Origin of the sequence: Rhizobium sp. YTUHZ044, from assembly GCF_051123975.1 — a bacterium.
In the GTDB taxonomy this organism is placed as follows: domain Bacteria; phylum Pseudomonadota; class Alphaproteobacteria; order Rhizobiales; family Rhizobiaceae; genus Rhizobium.
In genome coordinates, this window is sequence record NZ_CP101426.1 from 1,556,206 (window position 1) to 1,573,670 (window position 17,465).

17 protein-coding genes are annotated in these 17,465 nt (G+C 61.4%); 10 read left to right on the top strand and 7 right to left on the bottom strand.

Features of this window, described 5'->3' with window-relative positions:
* Nucleotides 1-5: 5 nt before the first annotated feature.
* The 4 genes from NL154_RS07695 to NL154_RS07710 all read right to left on the bottom strand — a co-directional run bounded on the left by NL154_RS07695 (nt 6) and on the right by NL154_RS07710 (nt 3,457).
* A complete protein-coding gene (locus NL154_RS07695; protein ID WP_210628235.1) occupies nt 6-680 on the bottom strand; it encodes a VIT1/CCC1 transporter family protein in 675 nt (224 codons plus the stop codon).
* 247 nt (nt 681-927) lie between these two features.
* A complete protein-coding gene (locus tag NL154_RS07700) occupies nt 928-1,239 on the bottom strand; it encodes a DUF1883 domain-containing protein (RefSeq protein ID WP_210628234.1) in 312 nt (103 codons plus the stop codon).
* Nucleotides 1,240-1,455: 216 nt separating this feature from the next.
* A complete protein-coding gene (locus tag NL154_RS07705) occupies nt 1,456-2,454 on the bottom strand; it encodes a ketopantoate reductase family protein (RefSeq protein ID WP_434733863.1) in 999 nt (332 codons plus the stop codon).
* 151 nt (nt 2,455-2,605) lie between these two features.
* Nucleotides 2,606-3,457: an oxidoreductase gene (locus NL154_RS07710; RefSeq protein ID WP_210628232.1), complete on the bottom strand. Its 852-nt coding sequence runs from the start codon at nt 3,455-3,457 to the stop codon at nt 2,606-2,608.
* 113 nt (nt 3,458-3,570) lie between these two features.
* Between NL154_RS07710 and NL154_RS07715 the strand changes: the two genes are divergently transcribed.
* The gene (locus tag NL154_RS07715; RefSeq protein ID WP_210628231.1) at nt 3,571-4,458 is read left to right on the top strand and encodes a LysR family transcriptional regulator; all 888 of its coding nucleotides are present in this window, start codon (nt 3,571-3,573) and stop codon (nt 4,456-4,458) included.
* Between the two features lie 12 nt (nt 4,459-4,470).
* Here the strand turns inward: NL154_RS07715 and NL154_RS07720 are convergent, their stop codons facing one another.
* A complete protein-coding gene (locus tag NL154_RS07720; protein WP_210628230.1) occupies nt 4,471-5,034 on the bottom strand; it encodes a nucleoside 2-deoxyribosyltransferase in 564 nt (187 codons plus the stop codon).
* On the opposite strand from NL154_RS07720, the gene NL154_RS07725 reads away from it, so the two are divergent.
* Both NL154_RS07725 and NL154_RS07730 read left to right on the top strand, forming a co-directional pair.
* Nucleotides 5,024-5,347 carry a hypothetical protein gene (locus tag NL154_RS07725; RefSeq protein ID WP_210628229.1) on the top strand — a complete coding sequence of 108 codons (324 nt, stop codon included), beginning with the start codon at nt 5,024-5,026 and terminating at the stop codon, nt 5,345-5,347. The genes NL154_RS07720 and NL154_RS07725 overlap by 11 nt on opposite strands.
* 40 nt (nt 5,348-5,387) lie before the next feature.
* Nucleotides 5,388-6,362 (top strand): alpha/beta hydrolase, encoded by a 975-nt coding sequence (locus NL154_RS07730; RefSeq protein ID WP_221147487.1) that lies wholly within the window; start codon nt 5,388-5,390, stop codon nt 6,360-6,362.
* A gap of 33 nt (nt 6,363-6,395) precedes the next feature.
* On the opposite strand, the gene NL154_RS07735 is transcribed toward NL154_RS07730, so the two are convergent.
* Together NL154_RS07735 and NL154_RS07740 are read right to left on the bottom strand one after the other, a co-directional pair.
* The gene (locus tag NL154_RS07735; RefSeq protein ID WP_210628228.1) at nt 6,396-7,019 is read right to left on the bottom strand and encodes a carboxymuconolactone decarboxylase family protein; all 624 of its coding nucleotides are present in this window, start codon (nt 7,017-7,019) and stop codon (nt 6,396-6,398) included.
* A gap of 118 nt (nt 7,020-7,137) precedes the next feature.
* Complete coding sequence (locus NL154_RS07740) at nt 7,138-8,670, bottom strand: PAS-domain containing protein (protein ID WP_434733864.1); 1,533 nt, start codon at nt 8,668-8,670, stop codon at nt 7,138-7,140.
* 401 nt (nt 8,671-9,071) lie between these two features.
* Here NL154_RS07740 and NL154_RS07745 point away from each other — a divergent pair, with 401 nt between their 5' ends.
* The 7 genes from NL154_RS07745 (at nt 9,072) to NL154_RS07775 (ending at nt 17,464) form a co-directional block, all read left to right on the top strand.
* Nucleotides 9,072-10,127 carry a LacI family DNA-binding transcriptional regulator gene (locus tag NL154_RS07745; protein ID WP_434733865.1) on the top strand — a complete coding sequence of 352 codons (1,056 nt, stop codon included), beginning with the start codon at nt 9,072-9,074 and terminating at the stop codon, nt 10,125-10,127.
* Nucleotides 10,128-10,149: 22 nt separating this feature from the next.
* Nucleotides 10,150-11,763, top strand: a complete 1,614-nt coding sequence (locus tag NL154_RS07750) for an acyl CoA:acetate/3-ketoacid CoA transferase (protein WP_210628225.1) — start codon at nt 10,150-10,152, stop codon at nt 11,761-11,763.
* The gene (locus NL154_RS07755) at nt 11,756-12,535 is read left to right on the top strand and encodes an enoyl-CoA hydratase/isomerase family protein (protein WP_210628224.1); all 780 of its coding nucleotides are present in this window, start codon (nt 11,756-11,758) and stop codon (nt 12,533-12,535) included. The genes NL154_RS07750 and NL154_RS07755 overlap by 8 nt, the downstream gene beginning before the upstream one ends.
* The gene (locus NL154_RS07760) at nt 12,535-14,043 is read left to right on the top strand and encodes an aldehyde dehydrogenase family protein (protein ID WP_221123479.1); all 1,509 of its coding nucleotides are present in this window, start codon (nt 12,535-12,537) and stop codon (nt 14,041-14,043) included. The genes NL154_RS07755 and NL154_RS07760 overlap by 1 nt, the downstream gene beginning before the upstream one ends.
* Before the next feature lie 99 nt (nt 14,044-14,142).
* Entirely contained in the window at nt 14,143-15,405 is a 1,263-nt protein-coding gene (locus NL154_RS07765; RefSeq protein ID WP_210628222.1) for an ABC transporter substrate-binding protein, read from the top strand.
* A gap of 137 nt (nt 15,406-15,542) precedes the next feature.
* Nucleotides 15,543-16,496 carry a carbohydrate ABC transporter permease gene (locus tag NL154_RS07770; RefSeq protein WP_210628221.1) on the top strand — a complete coding sequence of 318 codons (954 nt, stop codon included), beginning with the start codon at nt 15,543-15,545 and terminating at the stop codon, nt 16,494-16,496.
* Nucleotides 16,493-17,464, top strand: coding sequence for a carbohydrate ABC transporter permease (locus NL154_RS07775; RefSeq protein WP_434733191.1), 972 nt, complete (start codon nt 16,493-16,495; stop codon nt 17,462-17,464). The genes NL154_RS07770 and NL154_RS07775 overlap by 4 nt, the downstream gene beginning before the upstream one ends.
* The last annotated feature ends 1 nt before the right edge of the window (nt 17,465 follow it).

Genomic DNA, 17,465 nt, shown 5'->3' on the forward strand with positions numbered 1-17,465 from the left:
CGGGGTTAACCGCCAAGAGCGACCGCTATGGCGACCAGAAGCAATCCGAGGCAAGTCATCGTCATCCCCGCATAAAAAGGCCTGCCTCCCGAAAATTTCGCCCACGCATAACCCGTCACGAACAGCAGCATGATGAGAAACAGGTTGCTGACTCTCAGAGCGAGGTGGGCGCTGTCGATGAGAAAGAAAGGGGTCACGGCCGGAATGGACGTGACCGAGACGAGAAAAACGACCGCGAGGGCGGCAAGGAGATCATTTTTCGATAGAGACGCCCTCACAGGATCGGCCCTGCGTGCGAGCGTCAGCAGTGATCTATAAAGCGCGTCTGCATCGGCAGCCTTTGCAGAAAACGGTGCTTCTTCGATCGGGAATTCTTTCGCGAGCATGTTGAGCGCCGCAGTCTCGCTTCCGGCGGCTTTGATTTGCCGAAAAAGGCGCAGCCGCCTGCTCTTGTAAAACGTCGTCCCCAGAACGAACAAAACGGCGTCAATGATCCCCCAGGCAACGTTGCATCCGACTGTTGCGACGATCAACTCCTGAGCATCCAACCCCTCTTCTTCAAAAACAAGTCTCGAGCCGACCGTCAAAGTCAGCGCCATGATCAGTCCGAAAAGGACTTCACCGAGTGCATCGCCGGGATCGATGATATCAGTGACACGATCGATCGGGTTCGAAGTCATGGGCTGCCCCAGGTGATGAGATCTTCGTCTGCTGTTCCTCTCTCGGCGATCCGAGTATGAATGGGAGCGGACTGCAGCTGGCGGCGTGGTGGAAGCCCCGCGACTGAGAATTGTGAACGACGACTCGGGATGATTCATTGATCGTGATCAAGATCAGTACGATTGGGCGTCTCGTGATCACGGTTTGTCGACAAAGCACGTCCGTGCCTGTCCTGGCGCGTCAGAAAAGATGCCGGTGCTGCAAAGCTCAGGAAGGGCGTGGTGTCTTCTGATTGACAGGCGCGGCGATCACCTTGACGGCGGATTCCGCGAGCCCGTGATGGCCTTCCATGTCGACGACGACATGCCAGTGGCCGCTTTCCGGAACGGCGAGCTTGACCGGCGACTTGCGCGCCACGCCGCCGATATATTTGAAATCGAGAACCTCGGTGAAACGCTGGAAGTTCGGCGCCGTCATCAGACGAACATTGTTCACCGCATTCAGCGACACCTCGACGATCGTTCCGGCTCGCTGTTCCTTGAGATCGTAATGGGTGAAGCGGAAATTCGGTTTCGGCATCGGTCTCGCGGCGTCTGATAACTTGGCGACGAGATTTTACCAGCATGCCAGTTAACGAAAAGTTGGAAATCGGCCCCTTTAGCCCATGCCTGCGATAGGAAATCCATGCGTGGCGAGGGGCAAAAATATAGTTATGGCATAAAGGCGGGCGGCGGAAATCTCCCACGCCATGTCGGGAAGGAATGGTCGCTCTGATGGCCGCCGTTCTCCTGGTTGTCAGTTGCCGCGCCGGTTTTCCCGATCCAGCTGCGTCACCAGCGCCAGGATCGTCTCCGATACCGGCGTCGGCACGGCAGTCAGGCGTCCGAGCGCCACCAGCATGCCGACAAGCGGGGTAATTTCGAGCGCCTTGCCGCCGATCAGGTCCTGCAGCATCGAGGTCCGAACGCCGCCGATGTGGCGCGACTGCTCCAGCCGCTGCTCGACAGACATGGCGAAATCCGCACCGACCGCATCGCCGACAGCGCGCACTTCCTTCATGACCTTGCTCACCATGTCCATGAGCGCCGGATCCGCCATGATGTCGGTAATCAGCGCCCGTGTCAGAGCGCTGATCGGGTTGAAGGCGGCGTTGCCCATCAACTTGCTCCAGATTTCACTGCGGATGTCGGCCGTGGTCGTAATATTGAGATCGGCGCCGCTCAGCACCGCTGCTATGGCCGAAAGCTCGGCAGACATTTCACCGGAGGGCTCGCCAAGTACGAAGCGGCCTTTGTGGGAAAGTTGGATCTCGCCTGGCTTGACCACTTCCGCGCCTTGATAGGCGACGCAGCCGATCACGCGTTCCGGGCTGATCAGCCGCCAGAGCCTGCCGCCGGGATCGAGCTCGTCGAATTGCAGTTCCTGATGTCCGCTCCTGGGATCGCGATGGAAATACCACCATGGAATGCCGTTGAGGATCATGACGACGCGGGTGCCTTGCTTGAGCAGACCGGCGATCCCTTCGGCGGCAGGCGACAGCTGATGTCCCTTGAGGCCGGTGATGACGAGATCCTGCCGCGGCAATGTCTTCGGATCGTCGGTTGCCGTTACGCGTACCTTGAGCGGGGTTTGCGCATCGGCCTCGCGCAGACTGAGGCCGTGGCTGCGGATCGCATCGAGATGCGCCCCACGCGCGACGACGGCGACGTCGCTATCTTCCCTGCCTGCGAGCTTGGCGGCGATGGCGCCGCCAAGGGCGCCGGCGCCATAAATACAGATGGTCTTGATGGGCATGTGTTGCCTCTTCAGGGGTCACGGTCTGACTTACATCTAGGCCATCCCCGGCGAGAGGCGAATGCCAATTTGCCGCAAGGCGTTCTTTGTATCACCTCCATGGCGCTGCCGCACGTCCAAATCCGAATACGGCGGCATTGGTCTTGGCTGCTCAGGCCCGAGCGGTTGCGTCGCTTGCAAAATCCGTGGAGACGGCAAGCTCGCGCCAGACGGCCAGTTCCTTTTCGACACTCGCATGCTGCGCCTCGATCATGGCGACCGTATCGCTGCCGAACGGCATGCGCAGCGGCGGGTTGGCCGAGTTGACCATTGTCATGATGCCGGCCGCGAGCTTGGCGGGGTTGCCGGGCTGGGCGTGATTGGCGTCGACGGCGAAATTACGCATGTTTCCAGCCGGCGTGCCCTCGTAATCGGCGATGGAAGCAGGACTTATTGCCAGCGAGGTGTCGGCGAGGAAGTCCGTGCGGAAGAAGCCAGGCTCGACAATCGTCACCTTGATGCCGAAAGGTTCGACTTCGGCGGCCATGGATTCCGACAGCCCTTCGACTGCGAATTTGGTCGAGCCGTAGACGCCCCAGCCGGGATAGCCGAAATAGCCGCCGATCGAGGAGAAGTTCAGGATATGGCCGGAACGCTGGCGACGCATATAGGGCAGTACGGCGCGTGTCACCTTCAGGAGACCGAAGACATTGGTGGCATAGATCTTTTCGATCTCTTCGGCTGTGGCTTCCTCGACGGCGCCGAGCAGGCCGTAACCGGCATTGTTGGCGAGAACGTCGATGCGGCCGAAGCGGGCGATGCCGGCGGCCGCAGCCTCCTTTGCCGGCGCCTCGTTGGTGACGTCGAGCGCGACGGCCAGCAGGTTCGGATGGTCCCCGAATTGTTCGATGATGGTCTTCGGGTTGCGGGCCGTGGCGATGACGGCATCGCCTGATGCAAGTGCTTCCTTGGTCATCAGCGCGCCGAAACCGCGGGATGCACCAGTGATAAACCAGACTTTCATGACGAATTCCTTTGTTGGCGTCGCATCTCTGTGCTGACGGACTGAATTTGACTGAAAACCAGATGCTGTATAAGATTCGTTATTATTGAAACTATGATGAGCAAAACTCAGCAATGAGGGCCACTGAACTTTCCGAACTGGCGGCCTTCGTGGCCGTGGCGCGGCACAAGAGCTTCCGCAAGGCGGGCGAGGAGCGGGGCGTCACAGCCTCTGCCGTCAGCCATGCGGTGCTCAATCTGGAAGACCGAATTGGCATCCGCCTGCTCAACCGCACGACACGCAGCGTTTCGCTGACGGAAGCCGGCGAACTCCTGGTCTCACATCTCGTTCCGGCTTTCGGGGAGATGGCGGCCGCGCTCGATGCGCTGAACCGATACCGCGATACGCCGTTCGGCAGGGTGAGAATCAACGTGCCGAATTCCATCGGTCCTTTCGTCATTGGCCGTGTCATCGCCCCATTGCTTCAACGCAATCCCAATTTGCAGCTGGAAATCAACGCGACCGACAGGCTGGTCGACATCGTCGAGGAAGGGTTTGATGCCGGCATCCGTTTCGGCGAACGTGTCACCGAAGGCATGATCGCCTTGCGTATCAAGCCGCGTATCCGCCTGGTCGTGGTCGGTTCACCCGCCTATTTCGAGAGACGCCCGAAGCCGGAAACGCCTTACGAGCTCAAGCGCCACCTCTGCATCCAGAACATGTTTCCCTCCGGTGCACGTTATGCCTGGGAATTCGAGAAGGACGGCCAGACGGTGAGCTTTCAGCCGACCGGACCACTGTCGCTCGACGATCACGAGCTGATGATGCAGGCAGCGCTCGGCGGCGTCGGCCTTGCCTATATCTGGGAGCCCCGCGTCGAAAAGGCCATTGCCGACGGCGAACTCATCCAGGTGCTCGACGACTGGTGTCAGCCGGAGGAACCGCTCTATATCTACTATCCGAGCCGCCGCCATATATCTGCGGGCTTCAGGGCGGTGATCGACGCGATCAGGGCGGTGTGAAAGAGCCCAATCCTACCCGCGCAAGCCAGCGATCGTTTGAAGCGCCTCAAAATAAATCGCCAGGTCTCGGGCAGGATCCGCCGGCAGGGTGGTTGCACGGAATACCTTGCCTCCTGCCGCCTCGACGCCTCCGTCGATCATCAGGTTGTCGGCCATGCCGTGATTTTCGATTGCGATGCCGTCAGGCCCGCGCGGGCGTCCGCTCGTCTCGTCGATCTCCATTCCCGCATACCAGATCGAGCGGACGCGCAAGCCGTAGTCGTCGGGGTGGTTGGTATAGGCGAAGACCGATTTTCCGAGAGCAATCATGAAGCCGATCTCGTAGACCGTGCCCGGATCGGCGCTGACGCCGCGAAAGGGTGTGATGTTGGCGAGGCAGATTTCCGCCTTACGCATGGCGACGTCATTGCGGGCGTAAATCTCCGCAGCTGTCCGCTTTATCGGCGTTTGATTTTCGTCGCTGCCGGGGCCGGTCGGTTCGAAGCCGCACTGACGCGCCAATCGGCGTTTTTCTGCCATGATGGGCATTGCATCGGGAAGAAAGACTTCCGGGCCGGCAAGGTAAATGGTGGTCATCGGTATCCTTCATTTCTACGCGAGCCGAAGCACGGGAGTTGAGGGCAGGGCGGGATCCATTTCCGATGGAAGCCTGGCAGATGGCAAGCCGCGCCGGCAACAATTTCGATTTCTTCCATTGACAGTCCGATCAGCCCGCAGCAGGCCGGCAGCTGCCGCGCGGGCCGGCATCAGCCTGCTCGTTGGAGACGTGAAAAAGCGAAAGGTTGCGCTTGTCACCCTTTTGACTTCGCTGGGCGAAGCAGCCAATGATACGGTCATGGCAGCATCATCGGGAGAGATTGATGAAGGGGCGGATTTTGTCAAATGCTGATCGAAGTGCGCCGAAGCGGCTCGGATATCTGTTTCCCGCCATCGCCGCGCTGATCCTATCGGCACCGCTGGCGCTGGGAGAAGAAATCGGGCCGCAAAGCCAGTCCTCGCGTGCGCAGGTCGAAAAACTGCTCGGCCTGTGGAAGGAGCACTTTGCCGGCGCCGACAGCCTGCAAGAGCGCAGGGCTGCTTTCGCCAGGCTGATGGAAACGATGCCGGGGCCGACGCGCATCCAGGTCCGGCAGGTCGATGCCGACGGCGTGGATGGCGAGCTGATGTGGCCCGCCCGGCTCCATCACCCGATCGGCAAAAGGGTGATTCTCTACATCCATGGCGGCGGCTTTTCCGGTGGTTCCATCCGTACGCACGGCTTGTTCGCCGGTTCGCTCGCCAAGGCCGCATCCAGCGACGTGCTTCTGATCAATTATCGGCTGATGCCGGAATATACCTATCCCGCCCAGATCAACGACGCGCTGACGGCCTATCGCTGGCTTCTTGATAACGGTTATAGCAACGAGAACGTCGTCGTGGCAGGAGACGGCGCTGGCGGCAACATTGCGCTCGAGGCGGTGCTGCGGCAGAAGCAGGCGGCCAAACCCTTGCCGGCGGCCGTGATTGCGCTGAGCCCGATCACCGATCTTGCCGCGACGGGCGGATCGATGACGGCGAATGCCGGCAGCGACCCGCTGGTCGATAAGGCGTTGATCGAGACTTTGCGCAAGACCTATCTCGGCAGCCGGCCTGCCACCGATCCTCAGGCATCACCGCTTTATGCCGACATGACCGGATTCCCGCCGCTATTGTTGCAGGTCGGTTCCGGCGAAGCCCTGCGTGATGACACGCTGCGCCTCGCCGACAAAGCGCGCGGGCAGGGCGTGGATGTCACCACCGAGGTCTGGCCGGGCATGCCGCATCAGTGGCAGCTGTTTCCCGCGATACTCGACGATGCCGATCGCTCGAGCCAGACTATTGCCGAGTTTGCGATTCGGCATTTTGCCGAAAAACCGGAAGAGTAGGGGCCACAGCCGCTGGCGTCAGCCGACACTGCATCATTGCGATGTGCCGCCCGAGGGTGAAGGCGCCAGGGGCCGCTCGACTTCCCGGCCGACACTGAGCGCCTTTCGCACATTCGGCTCCAGCCGCTCGATATAGGCGTGGTCGGGCGCAGCGCCGAGCGCATCCAGCATTTTCGAGAAAAAACAGCGGGCCGCTGTGGCGGCCGTGACGTCGAAAATTTCGGCGTCACTCAGCCCGTGTTTCTTCAACCCGTCTATATCGTGCTGCGTGATCGATGTCGCATCGCGCGCCACCTTGGCCGCAAAGGCCATGATCGCACGCTCGCCGGCATCGATTGGTGCCCTTTCGGTCTCGTTGACAACTGCCGTCAGTCCCTCGCTGGTAAATCCCTCGCGCAGCAGCACCGAGCCGTGCGCCAGCATGCAATAAGAGGATTTAAGCTCCTTGGCCGCCGCCAGCGTCACCAATTCGTAGCGCCTGAGGCTCATATGGCCGCGAATGCTCGAAAGCAGCCCCGCCCAGCTCTCCATCACCTCCGGCCGGTGGCCGAAGGCACGATACATGTTCGGCAGATAACCATAATTCGCCTCGGCCGACGCGTACATCGACGTCGTCCTCTCGCTGGCGGATGCATCCGGGGTGTGAATGAAAGCCATGACATGGTCCTCCTCTATTGCGAGAAGGATAGGGTAGATATGCCGGACAGCAATCCTGCGCAGTCAGTTCGGGAACGAGCCCTCGGCCGTACAGGACGCCGTTTGAGGGCCTGAATGATCAGGCAACGTCGTTGCTCGCCAGAATGTCAGCGGCTCTCTTGATGGGAAGAGTGACGGTGAAGGTGGATCCGCACCCTCTTGCACTTCGCACCTCTATCGAGCCTCGATGCAGTTCGATGATCTGCTTGACAAGATTGAGGCCGATACCGGTTCCGGCAATCCCGGTCGAGGTCCGCGCGCGGAAATAGCGTTGAAACAGCCGGGGCACGTCTTCAGCATCGATCCCCACGCCATCGTCGCTGATCGAAACCTTGATATTGCCCGTCTCCTCCCATGCCGTAACACGAATTTCGGAGGTTCCTGGCGCATATTTCACCGCATTCGAGAGCAGATTGGTAAAGACCTGGCTTAAGCTGCGGGGATCGGCATCGATGAATTCCGGCAGCCCGTCTATGTCGAGCACGAAGCCGTGCGTCTTCGAGATCGCCGACTGCCGCTCGCAGCAGGTTCTGATCAACGTTCCCACGGCGCAGGCGTCATAACTGATATCGATCTTGCCGGTATCGAGGCGTCCGGCCGTCAGGATGCTCTCCATGAGATCGACGATCCGGTTCACCGATGCACGGATCTGTTCGACCTTGTCGTTGAGAAATTCGGGCTCGACCGCGCCCCCTTTCCGGAGCAGCCGCTGAGCGGCAGCATCGATGATTGCAAGCGGGGTGCGGAACTCATGTGATGCCATCGCCACGAACTGCCGCTGCAATTCGTTGATGCTCCGCTCCTGGGCGAGCATCCGCTCAAGCTCGCGCGCCTGCCGTTCGACCTCCGCCGTTCGGTTTTGCACAGTAACTTCGAGCTGATCGTGATGGCGGCGCAGCGCTTCCGCAAGCCGCACGGTCTTCGTGACGTCCTCGTGGGTCGCCACGTATCCGCCGTTCTGCATCGGATTGTGGGTGATTTTGATGATGCGCCCGTCGGTGAGCGCGATGTTTTGGCTCGCCGGTGCGCCGAGTGCCGTCGCTTCGAAGACGACGTCAAAATAGGTGGCGGTATCGGCCGGACCATTTCCCTGTTGGCTTCGATAGGCGAGGATGTCCACCAGCGACGTTCCGGGCCGAGTCAAAAAATCCGGCAGATCGTACATCCGTGCATAGGATGCGTTGCACAATATCAGCTTCTTCGTCGCGTCGAACATGCACAGCCCATGCGGCATATTGCTGAGAGCTGCGTCGAACCGGCGATGCTGTTCCCTCAGATTGTCTTCTACGCGGATATGGGTCGAGATGTCTTCATAGCTGAGGATCCAGCTTCCCGCTCTCGACGGGGCGCAGGTCAATGAGATCATCCGTCCGTTGGCCAGTGCAAACTGCGAGGTGTGCGGCCTGCCGGTAGTCAACCGTGAACAAGCCGCTGCACGGCAGTCGGCGGTGCCGGGCAGGCCGTCGATATTCATTCCTCTGCGCAGAGTGCCGTCGGAAAGGCCGAGAATATCAAGCGCACGGGAATTGAAAGCCGTCACCGTATCGGCAGAATCAAGGAGAATGATCCCCTGCGGCAGGTTCTCCAGAATGGCTTCAAACGAATGCGGCATTTCCGGCCCCGCTTTAGATCTGGCGCGTCCCCTATCCCTAGCATTGGCCACAAACGATAAAGTTTCGCTAATACCTCCGGGAGGGAATTCCTCGAGAGCAATTCCAGCAAAAATGCGTCGCGATTCTGCATCAACCTAATCGATCCACGACATCTGCCGCGATTCATCCTCAGACTTGAAGAGCCAGAGATTTCGCAGGCTGGCCCGAACTCGCAACGTTGGGAAAAGCCTGTCGGGTTGTTTCCATGATTTAAATCGTTCCAAAAACAAAGTCCCCGCTCGTGACGTGATGGGGAGAGAGAAAGGCCAATAAAGAGCAACCCTAATTAAAATGGCTCTTGACATATTTGGAACGTTCCAAATAAATAAGCACCAGTCGACGATGACGTCGGGAGGGTGAAGTGACAAAGGCGCGGGTGACCGTCATCGACATTGCGAAGGCCGCCGGCGTCTCCAAGTCGACGGTGTCGCTCGTGCTTCAGGGCTCCTCCCTGGTCAATGAGGGGACGCGTGCCAAGGTCAATGCCGTGATGCGCGAGCTCGGATACGTCTATAATCGCGGCGCAGCCAATCTTCGGCAGGCCGGTTCCAAATCGAGGATCATCGGAGTTGTCGTGAACGATCTGACGAACAGCTTCTTTGCGGAGTTGGCGGTCGGCGTCGATATGGTCGTTCAGTCGGCCGGTTTCGTGCAGTTCCTGTCGAACACCGGCGAGAGCATCGACAGGCAGCGCGAGGTTGTCGCATCGATGCGCGAACATGGCATTTCGGGCCTGATCGTCTCGCCGGCGCGCGCCACCGATGCCGCCGACTTCAAGCCGCTGGTCTCGGCAGGCATTCCCGTCGTGGTTGTCGTCCGAAACCTGCCTGGCGCCAAGGTCTCGTCGATAGTCTCCGACAACCGGGCCGGCATGATGGCCGCCGTTCAGCATCTGGTGGGTCTCGGTCATAAGCGCATCGCATTTCTCGGCGGCTTTCCCGACACCGCTGTCTTCGACGATCGCCTTTCCGGTTACCGCAGCGGAATAGAGGCGGCCGGGCTCGGATACGACGAGGCACTCGTGATCTCGTCCGCGCCGTCGCGAGCGGGCGGCGTGGAGGCGATCGGAAGAGCGATCGCTCTTGGCGACCGGCCCACTGCGGCCGTCTGCTTCAACGATGCCGTCGCCTTCGGAGTCTGCGACGGATTGCGTTCGCGCCGTCTGGAGCCTGGCGCCGACTTCGCCGTCGTGGGTTTCGACGACGTCATCGAGGCTCAGGCGGCGGTTCCCGCGCTAACGACGGTCTCGGTCGATCCGCAGGGCATCGGGCGTCGCGGCGCACAGATGCTCCTCAAGCAGATCAATGCGGGCAAGGCCGAAGCGGAGACGGTGACGACAGCCGTTCGGCTCGTCGTCCGCGAAAGTTGCGGAGCCGGCACAGCCGCGCCGATAAGGGCCGGCAGAGCGGGAAATTGAAACGGGGTTCGAAGTGACGCACATGAAGAAGCATCTCACACCAGCCGAAGCGGCCGCGCTGATCCCGGATGGCGCCGTCGTTACGGTGTCGTCGTCGAGCGGTCTAGGTTGCCCCGACCTGATGCTGAAGGCGATCGGCGAGCGTTTCGAAGCGACCGGTCATCCCAGTCACATTACCACCCTTCACCCAATTGCCGCCGGCGATATGAGCGGCATCAAGGGCGTCGACCATATCGCGAGGAAAGGTCTGCTCAAGCGCATCATCGGCGGTTCCTATCCCTCGGGACCGTCCTCGGCCGAGCCGCCGTTGATCTGGCAGATGATCACCAATAATGAGATCCCGGCCTATAATATTCCCTCCGGCATCCTGTTCGACATCCATCGCGAGGCCGCCGCCAAGCGACCTGGTGTCTTGACCAAGGTCGGCATCGACACCTTCGTCGATCCCGAGCGGCAGGGCTGCGCAATGAACGCCCTCGCTTCGGGCGATCCGGTGGTCAGGCGCGTCAGCTTCGAGGGCGACGACTGGCTGTTCTTCCCCGCGATCGTCCCGCAGGTCGCGATCATTCGCGCGACGACAGCCGATGAGCGCGGCAATCTCACCTATGAACATGAAGGCGCCTATCTCGGCGGCCTCGATCAGGCGCTTGCCGCCCGCAATAATGGCGGCATCGTCATCGCGCAGGTCAAGCGTATCACCAATGAAGGCTCTCTGAAGCCCCATGACGTCCGCGTGCCGGGAATGCTGGTCGACTATGTGATCGTTGATCCCGATCAGAAGCAGACGACGCAGACTGGGTACGACCCGGCAATATCAGGCGAGATCTTCCGCCCGCTCGATAGCTTCCGCGTTCCGGAGTTCAATGTCCAGAAGGTCATCGCGCGCCGTGTCGCGCAGGAATTAGAGGCGGGAAGCTGCGTTAATCTCGGCTTCGGAATATCGGCCAACGTGCCACGGATTCTGCTGGAGGAGGGGCTGCACGGCGCTGTCACCTGGGTGATCGAGCAGGGCGCGGTCGGCGGTGTGCCGCTGCTCGACTTCGCCTTCGGTTGTGCCTCCAATGCCGACGCCTATATGCCGTCTCCCTATCAGTTCACCTATTTCCAGGGCGCTGGTTTCGATGCGTCGCTGTTGTCCTTCCTCGAAATCGGAAAGGACGGATCGGTCAACGTCTCGAAGCTGTCGTTCCGGCCGCATGTCACCGCCGGCGCTGGGGGCTTCGTCGACATCACGGCGCGGGCGAAGAAGATAGTCTTCTCCGGCATGTTCAACGCCGGTGCGAAGCTTTCGATCGCCGACGGAGCTCTCCTCATCGAAAAGGAAGGCAAGCTGAAGAAGCTGGTGAACGTGGTCGAACACGTCACCTTCAGCGGCAGGCGCGCAATCGAGCAGGGTCAGGATATCACCTATGTCACCGAGCGGTGCGTCATGAAGCTGACGCCTGAGGGCATCGTGTTGACCGAGATCGCGCCCGGCGTCGATCTGCAAACCCAGATCCTCGAGCAGTCCGAATTCCGACTGATCGTCGCGCCCGACCTGAAGGTGATGGACGCCGCACTGTTCCGGGAGGCTGAGATCGGACTCTCGCTTCCGGCAAGGAGGGCGCGGGCGCTGGAGGGCTCCTTCAATGGCTAGTGGATCGGTCAGGATCGATATCGATGGCCATGTCGCGACGCTGACGATCTCCCGGCCGGAGAAGCTGAACGCGCTCGATCTCGATATGCTGAAAGCCTTGGCGGAGGCGGCCGACGCGGTGGAGGCGAACCCGAATGTGCGCGCTGCCGTTCTCACCGGCGAAGGAAAGGGCTTTTCCGCCGGAGGCGACATCAAGGCCTGGGGCGGAATGCTGCCTCAGGAGTTCGGCCACGCCTGGGTGCGGCACGGCCACCGCATATTCGATAGACTGGCGACGCTCAGGGTGCCGCTGGTCGCGGCCCTCAATGGCCACGCCCTCGGAGGCGGGCTCGAACTGGCCGGCGTTGCCGATATTCGCATCGCAGAGGAACACATCAAGATCGGCCTGCCGGAGACCGGCCTCGGAATGGTGCCGGGCTGGTCCGGCACCCAGCGTCTCGTGCGCCGGTTTGGCGCGCAGGCCGTCCGGCGCATGGCGCTCGGCGGCGAGATTTTTACCGCCGAGGAGGCGCGTCTGCTCGGGATCGTCGACGCGGTGGTTCCGACGGGAAACGCGCTGGCGGCTGCCAGGGACTATGCCGAGCGGATTGCCGCACGGGGACCGGCCGCTATCGAGATCGTCAAGCTGATGATCGCATCGGCGAACGGTGAAGACAATGGAACCGCGGTCGAAGCCCTAGGCTCGATCCTCGCCGCCAAGACCGGCGATCTGAAGGAGGGCGTTGCGTCGTTCAGCGAAAAGCGCCCGGCAAAATTCAAGGGAGAATGGTAATGACGGTTCTCGTCAATCCGACCGCGCTTAGCAATGACAAAGCTCGCGATTTCAAGATGCTGATTGACGGCAAATGGGAAGCCGGCGCCGCCGATCCGATCGCGCGCGTCGCGCCGAGCCATGGTGTGGTGGTCAGCCGTTTCCCGGCCGGCAGCAGGAGCGATGCCGAACGCGCCATCGCCGCCGCCCGCAAGGCCTTCGATCTCGGGCCATGGCCGCGAATGACCGCTTCCGAGCGGTCGGCCATTCTGCTCAGGGCTGCCGATCTGATCGCGGCGCGTGCGGAAGAACTGGCATTTCTCGATGCCATCGAGGCGGGGAAACCCATCACCCAGGTTCAGGGCGAGATCGCGGGCTCCGTCGACATATGGCGCTATGCGGCGGCTCTTGCTCGCGACCTTCACGGCGAAAGCTACAACACGCTTGGGGACGGCACGCTCGGCGTCGTCCTGCGCGAGGCGATCGGCGTGGTGTCGATCATCACGCCCTGGAATTTCCCGTTCCTGATCGTCGGACAGAAGCTGCCCTTCGCCCTTGCCGCAGGCTGCACCACCGTCGTCAAGCCCTCTGAACTGACATCGGGATCGACGCTCGTGCTCGGAGAAATCCTGCAGGAAGCAGGCATTCCCGAGGGTGTCGTCAATATTGTCACCGGTACGGGACCTGAGGTCGGCGCGGTCATGACGTCTCATCCCGACGTCGATATGGTCTCCTTCACCGGCTCGACGGGCGTGGGAAAATTGACCATGGCGAATGCTGCGCAGACGCTGAAGAAGGTCTCACTGGAACTGGGCGGCAAGAACCCGCAGATCGTCTTCCCGGATGCCGATCTCGACGCCTTCATCGATGCCGCGGTCTTCGGTGCCTATTTCAATGCCGGCGAGTGCTGCAATGCTGGCTCGCGGCTGATCCTTCACAAGTCGATCGCTGCCGATGCCGTCAGGCGGATTGCCGAGTTGTCGAAGGCGGTCAAGGTCGGCGATCCCCTCGATCCCTCGACGCAGGTCGGCGCGATCATAACGCCGCAGCATCTGGAGAAGATCTCGGGCTATGTCGCCGGCGCCAGGAGCAGCGGCGCTCGGATCGCGCATGGCGGCGAGAGGCTCGACCTTGGCATGGGGCAGTTCATGTCGCCGACGATCCTCGAAGCGGTCACGCCTGACATGGCGGTGGCGCGCGAAGAGGTCTTTGGCCCGGTCCTCTCGGTTCTCACGTTCGAAACGACTGCCGAAGCAATCAGGATCGCGAATTCCATCGATTACGGCCTCTCGGCCGGTGTCTGGAGCCGCGATTTCGATACCTGCCTGACCATCGGTCGGTCAGTGCGGGCGGGCACGGTCTGGATGAACACCTTCATGGACGGCGCCTCGGAACTGCCCTTCGGCGGCTACAAGCAGAGCGGCCTTGGCCGTGAGCTCGGCCGCCACGCGGTCGAGGACTATACGGAGACCAAGACGCTGAACATGCATATCGGCAAGCGCACCAACTGGTGGATGCCGCGAACCTGAGGCTGGCTTCGCCAGCGACGAAACTACGCCTGAGGAGGGCGGGTGATCGGGTGCGGGAATGGGTCCCGCATCTCCAAACGGGAACTGGGAGGTTCTTCGATGCGTAAGTTTCTGACAATGACTGCCGTGATCGCACTGGCCGTGGCCGGCGCCGGCGTCTCCGCACGCGCTGCCGACGTGAAGGAAGTGCAGATGCTGCACTGGTGGACGTCGGGGGGCGAGGCAGCGGCTTTGAACGTCCTGAAGCAGGATCTATCGAAGGAAGGTTTTGCCTGGAAGGACGTCCCGGTTGCCGGCGGCGGTGGTGATGCGGCGATGACGGCGCTGAAGGCGATGGTGGCGGCGGGCACCTATCCGACGGCCTCTCAGATGCTGGGGTACACCGTGCTCGATTATGCCCAGGCCGGCGTGATGGGTGACCTGACGGAGACGGCCAAGAAGGAAGGCTGGGACAAGTCGGTGCCGGCGGCATTGCAGAAGTTCTCCGTCTATGACGGCAAGTGGGTCGCAGCCCCGGTCAACGTCCATTCGGTCAACTGGCTGTGGATCAACAAGGCTGTCATGGACAAGATCGGCGGCACCCAGCCGAAGAGCTTCGACGACCTGATCGCGCTGCTCGACAAGGCCAAGGCTGCCGGTGTCATCCCGTTGGCGCTCGGCGGCCAGAACTGGCAGGAGGCGACGATGTTCGATTCCATCGTGCTGTCGACCGGTGGGCCGGAGTTCTACAAGAAGGCCTTCAACGACCTCGACGAGGCGTCGCTGAAGTCGGACACGATGAAGAAGTCCTTCGACAACCTCGCCAAGATCGTCAAATATGTCGATCCGAACTTCTCCGGCCGCGACTGGAACCTGGCGACCGCGATGGTCATCAAGGGTGACGCGCTGGTGCAGGTGATGGGCGACTGGGCCAAGGGCGAATTCGTCGCCGCCAAGAAGACGCCGGATAAAGACTTCCTCTGCTACCGCTTCCCCGGCACCGAAGGCAGCGTGATCTACAACTCCGACATGTTCGGCATGTTCAACGTTCCCGACGACCGCAAGGCGGCGCAGGTGGCATTGGCGACGGCGACGCTGTCGAAGAGCTTCCAGTCGGCCTTCAATGTCGTCAAGGGTTCGGTTCCGGCCCGCACCGACGTTCCCGACACCGACTTCGACGCCTGCGGCAAGAAGGGCATCGCCGATCTGAAGGCCGCCAACGAGGGCGGCACGCTGTTCGGTTCGCTCGCCCAGGGCTATGGCGCGCCTCCGGCAATCGCCAATGCCTATAAGGACGTCGTCTCGAAGTTCGTCCACGGCCAGATCAAGAGCTCGGACGAAGCCGTGACCCAGCTCGTCCAGGCGATCGACGACGCCCGCTGAGGCCGCCGCCGATGAACACGCTTCCCCGCGTCGTCGCGGGGAAGCTGCAGCCCCTGACGGATATGCGGGGCGATCATGCGGGGAGGGGCATGCGGGCCAGCCCCCCATGACGACATACAGGGAGGAGATGACATTCCATGAGCACAGTTGCGACCACCGATCCGGTTCTGACGCCGCGGCAAGCGACGCGGGTCTCACTCAGGGGCCGGCTGCAGGATGCGCTGCCGAAGATCGTGCTGGCGCCGAGCTTTGTCATCACGCTGATCTTCGTCTACGGCTTCATCGTCTGGACGGCCTATCTCTCCTTCACCAATTCCAAGACCTTCCCCTCCTATGCGTTGACCGGCGCGCGCGCTTATCAGCGGCTGTGGCGCTGGACCTTCGAGAGCGACCCGCCATCCTCCTGGTACACTTCGATCACCAACATGGCGATCTTCGGCTTCCTCTATGTCGGCATCTGTCTGGCACTTGGCCTGCTGCTGGCGATCCTGCTCGACCAGAAGATCCGCGGCGAGGGGCTGCTCAGGCCGATCTTCCTCTATCCGATGGCGCTTTCCTTCATCGTCACCGGGGTGGCCTGGAAGTGGTTCCTCGATCCCGGCCTCGGGCTGGAGCAGACGCTGCACCACTTCGGCTGGACGAGCTTCCACTTCGACTGGATCAAGAACAAGGACTTCGTCATCTACACCGTCGTCATCGCCGGTGTCTGGCAGGCGTCGGGCTTCGTCATGGCGATGTTCCTCGCGGGTCTTCGCGGCATCGACGGCGAGATCATGAAGGCGGCGCAGATCGACGGGGCGTCGCCCTTCCAGCTTTATCGGCGCATCGTCATTCCGCTGTTGCGGCCGATCTTCCTGTCGGCCTTCATCGTGCTCGCCCATATGGCGATCAAGTCCTACGACCTGGTGGTGGCGCTGACCTCGGGCGGGCCGGGCGGCTCGGCCTGGCTGCCGTCGAACTTCATGTATGAATATACCTTCAAGCGCAACGAGATGGCCGTCGGCTCGGCCAGCGCCATCATCATGCTGATGACAATCTCGGCGATCATCGTTCCCTATCTCTATTCCGAACTGAAGGAGAAGGCCCGATGAGCAGCCTCACCTCTTCGATCGGCACGTCGTCATCGGCTGCGGCGGGCGCAGGAGCGGAGCGCGGCAACAGCGCCCGCTGGATCGGCCGCCTCGTCATCTACGGCCTGCTGGTGATCTTCGCCGTCCTCTACCTGATGCCGCTCTTCGTCATGCTGACGACCTCGTTCAAGACGATGGACGAGATCCAGAACGGCAACATGCTGGCGCTGCCGCAGGCGCCGACCTTCGATCCCTGGGTGAAGGCCTGGGGCGAGGCCTGCGTCGGGCTGACCTGCGCCGGCATCAAGGGCTACTTCTGGAACTCGATCAAGATGGTGGTGCCGGCGGTGGCGATCTCCACCTTCATGGGCGCGCTGAACGGTTATGTCCTGACCAAGTGGCGCTTCCCCGGCCATACGCTGGTGTTCGGGCTGATGCTGTTTGCCTGCTTCATTCCGTTCCAGTCGGTGCTCTTGCCGATGGCGACCATCCTCGGCTCGCTCGGTCGCTTCGGGGTGACGCTGCAGAACGCCACCGGCTTTAACTTCGGCTTCGGCAATTCGACGGTCAATCTGGTCTTCGTCCATGTCGTCTACGGCCTCGGCTTCACGACGCTGTTCTTTCGCAATTTCTACGAGGCCTTCCCGACCGAGCTGGTGCGGGCCGCCCAGGTCGATGGCGCCAGTTTCTTCCAGATCTTCCGCCGCATCATGCTGCCGAACTCGCTGCCGATCATCGTCGTCACCGTCATCTACCAGTTCACCAATATCTGGAACGACTTCCTGTTTGCCTCGGCCTATGCCGGCACCGGTGACTCCATGCCGATGACGGTGGCGCTCAACAATGTCGTCAACACCTCGACCGGGGTGGTCGAATACAATGTCAACATGGCGGCGGCGATGATCGCCGCCGTGCCGACGCTCATCGTCTATATCCTCGCCGGCCGCTACTTCGTGCGTGGCCTGATGGCGGGCGCAGTCAAAGGGTAAC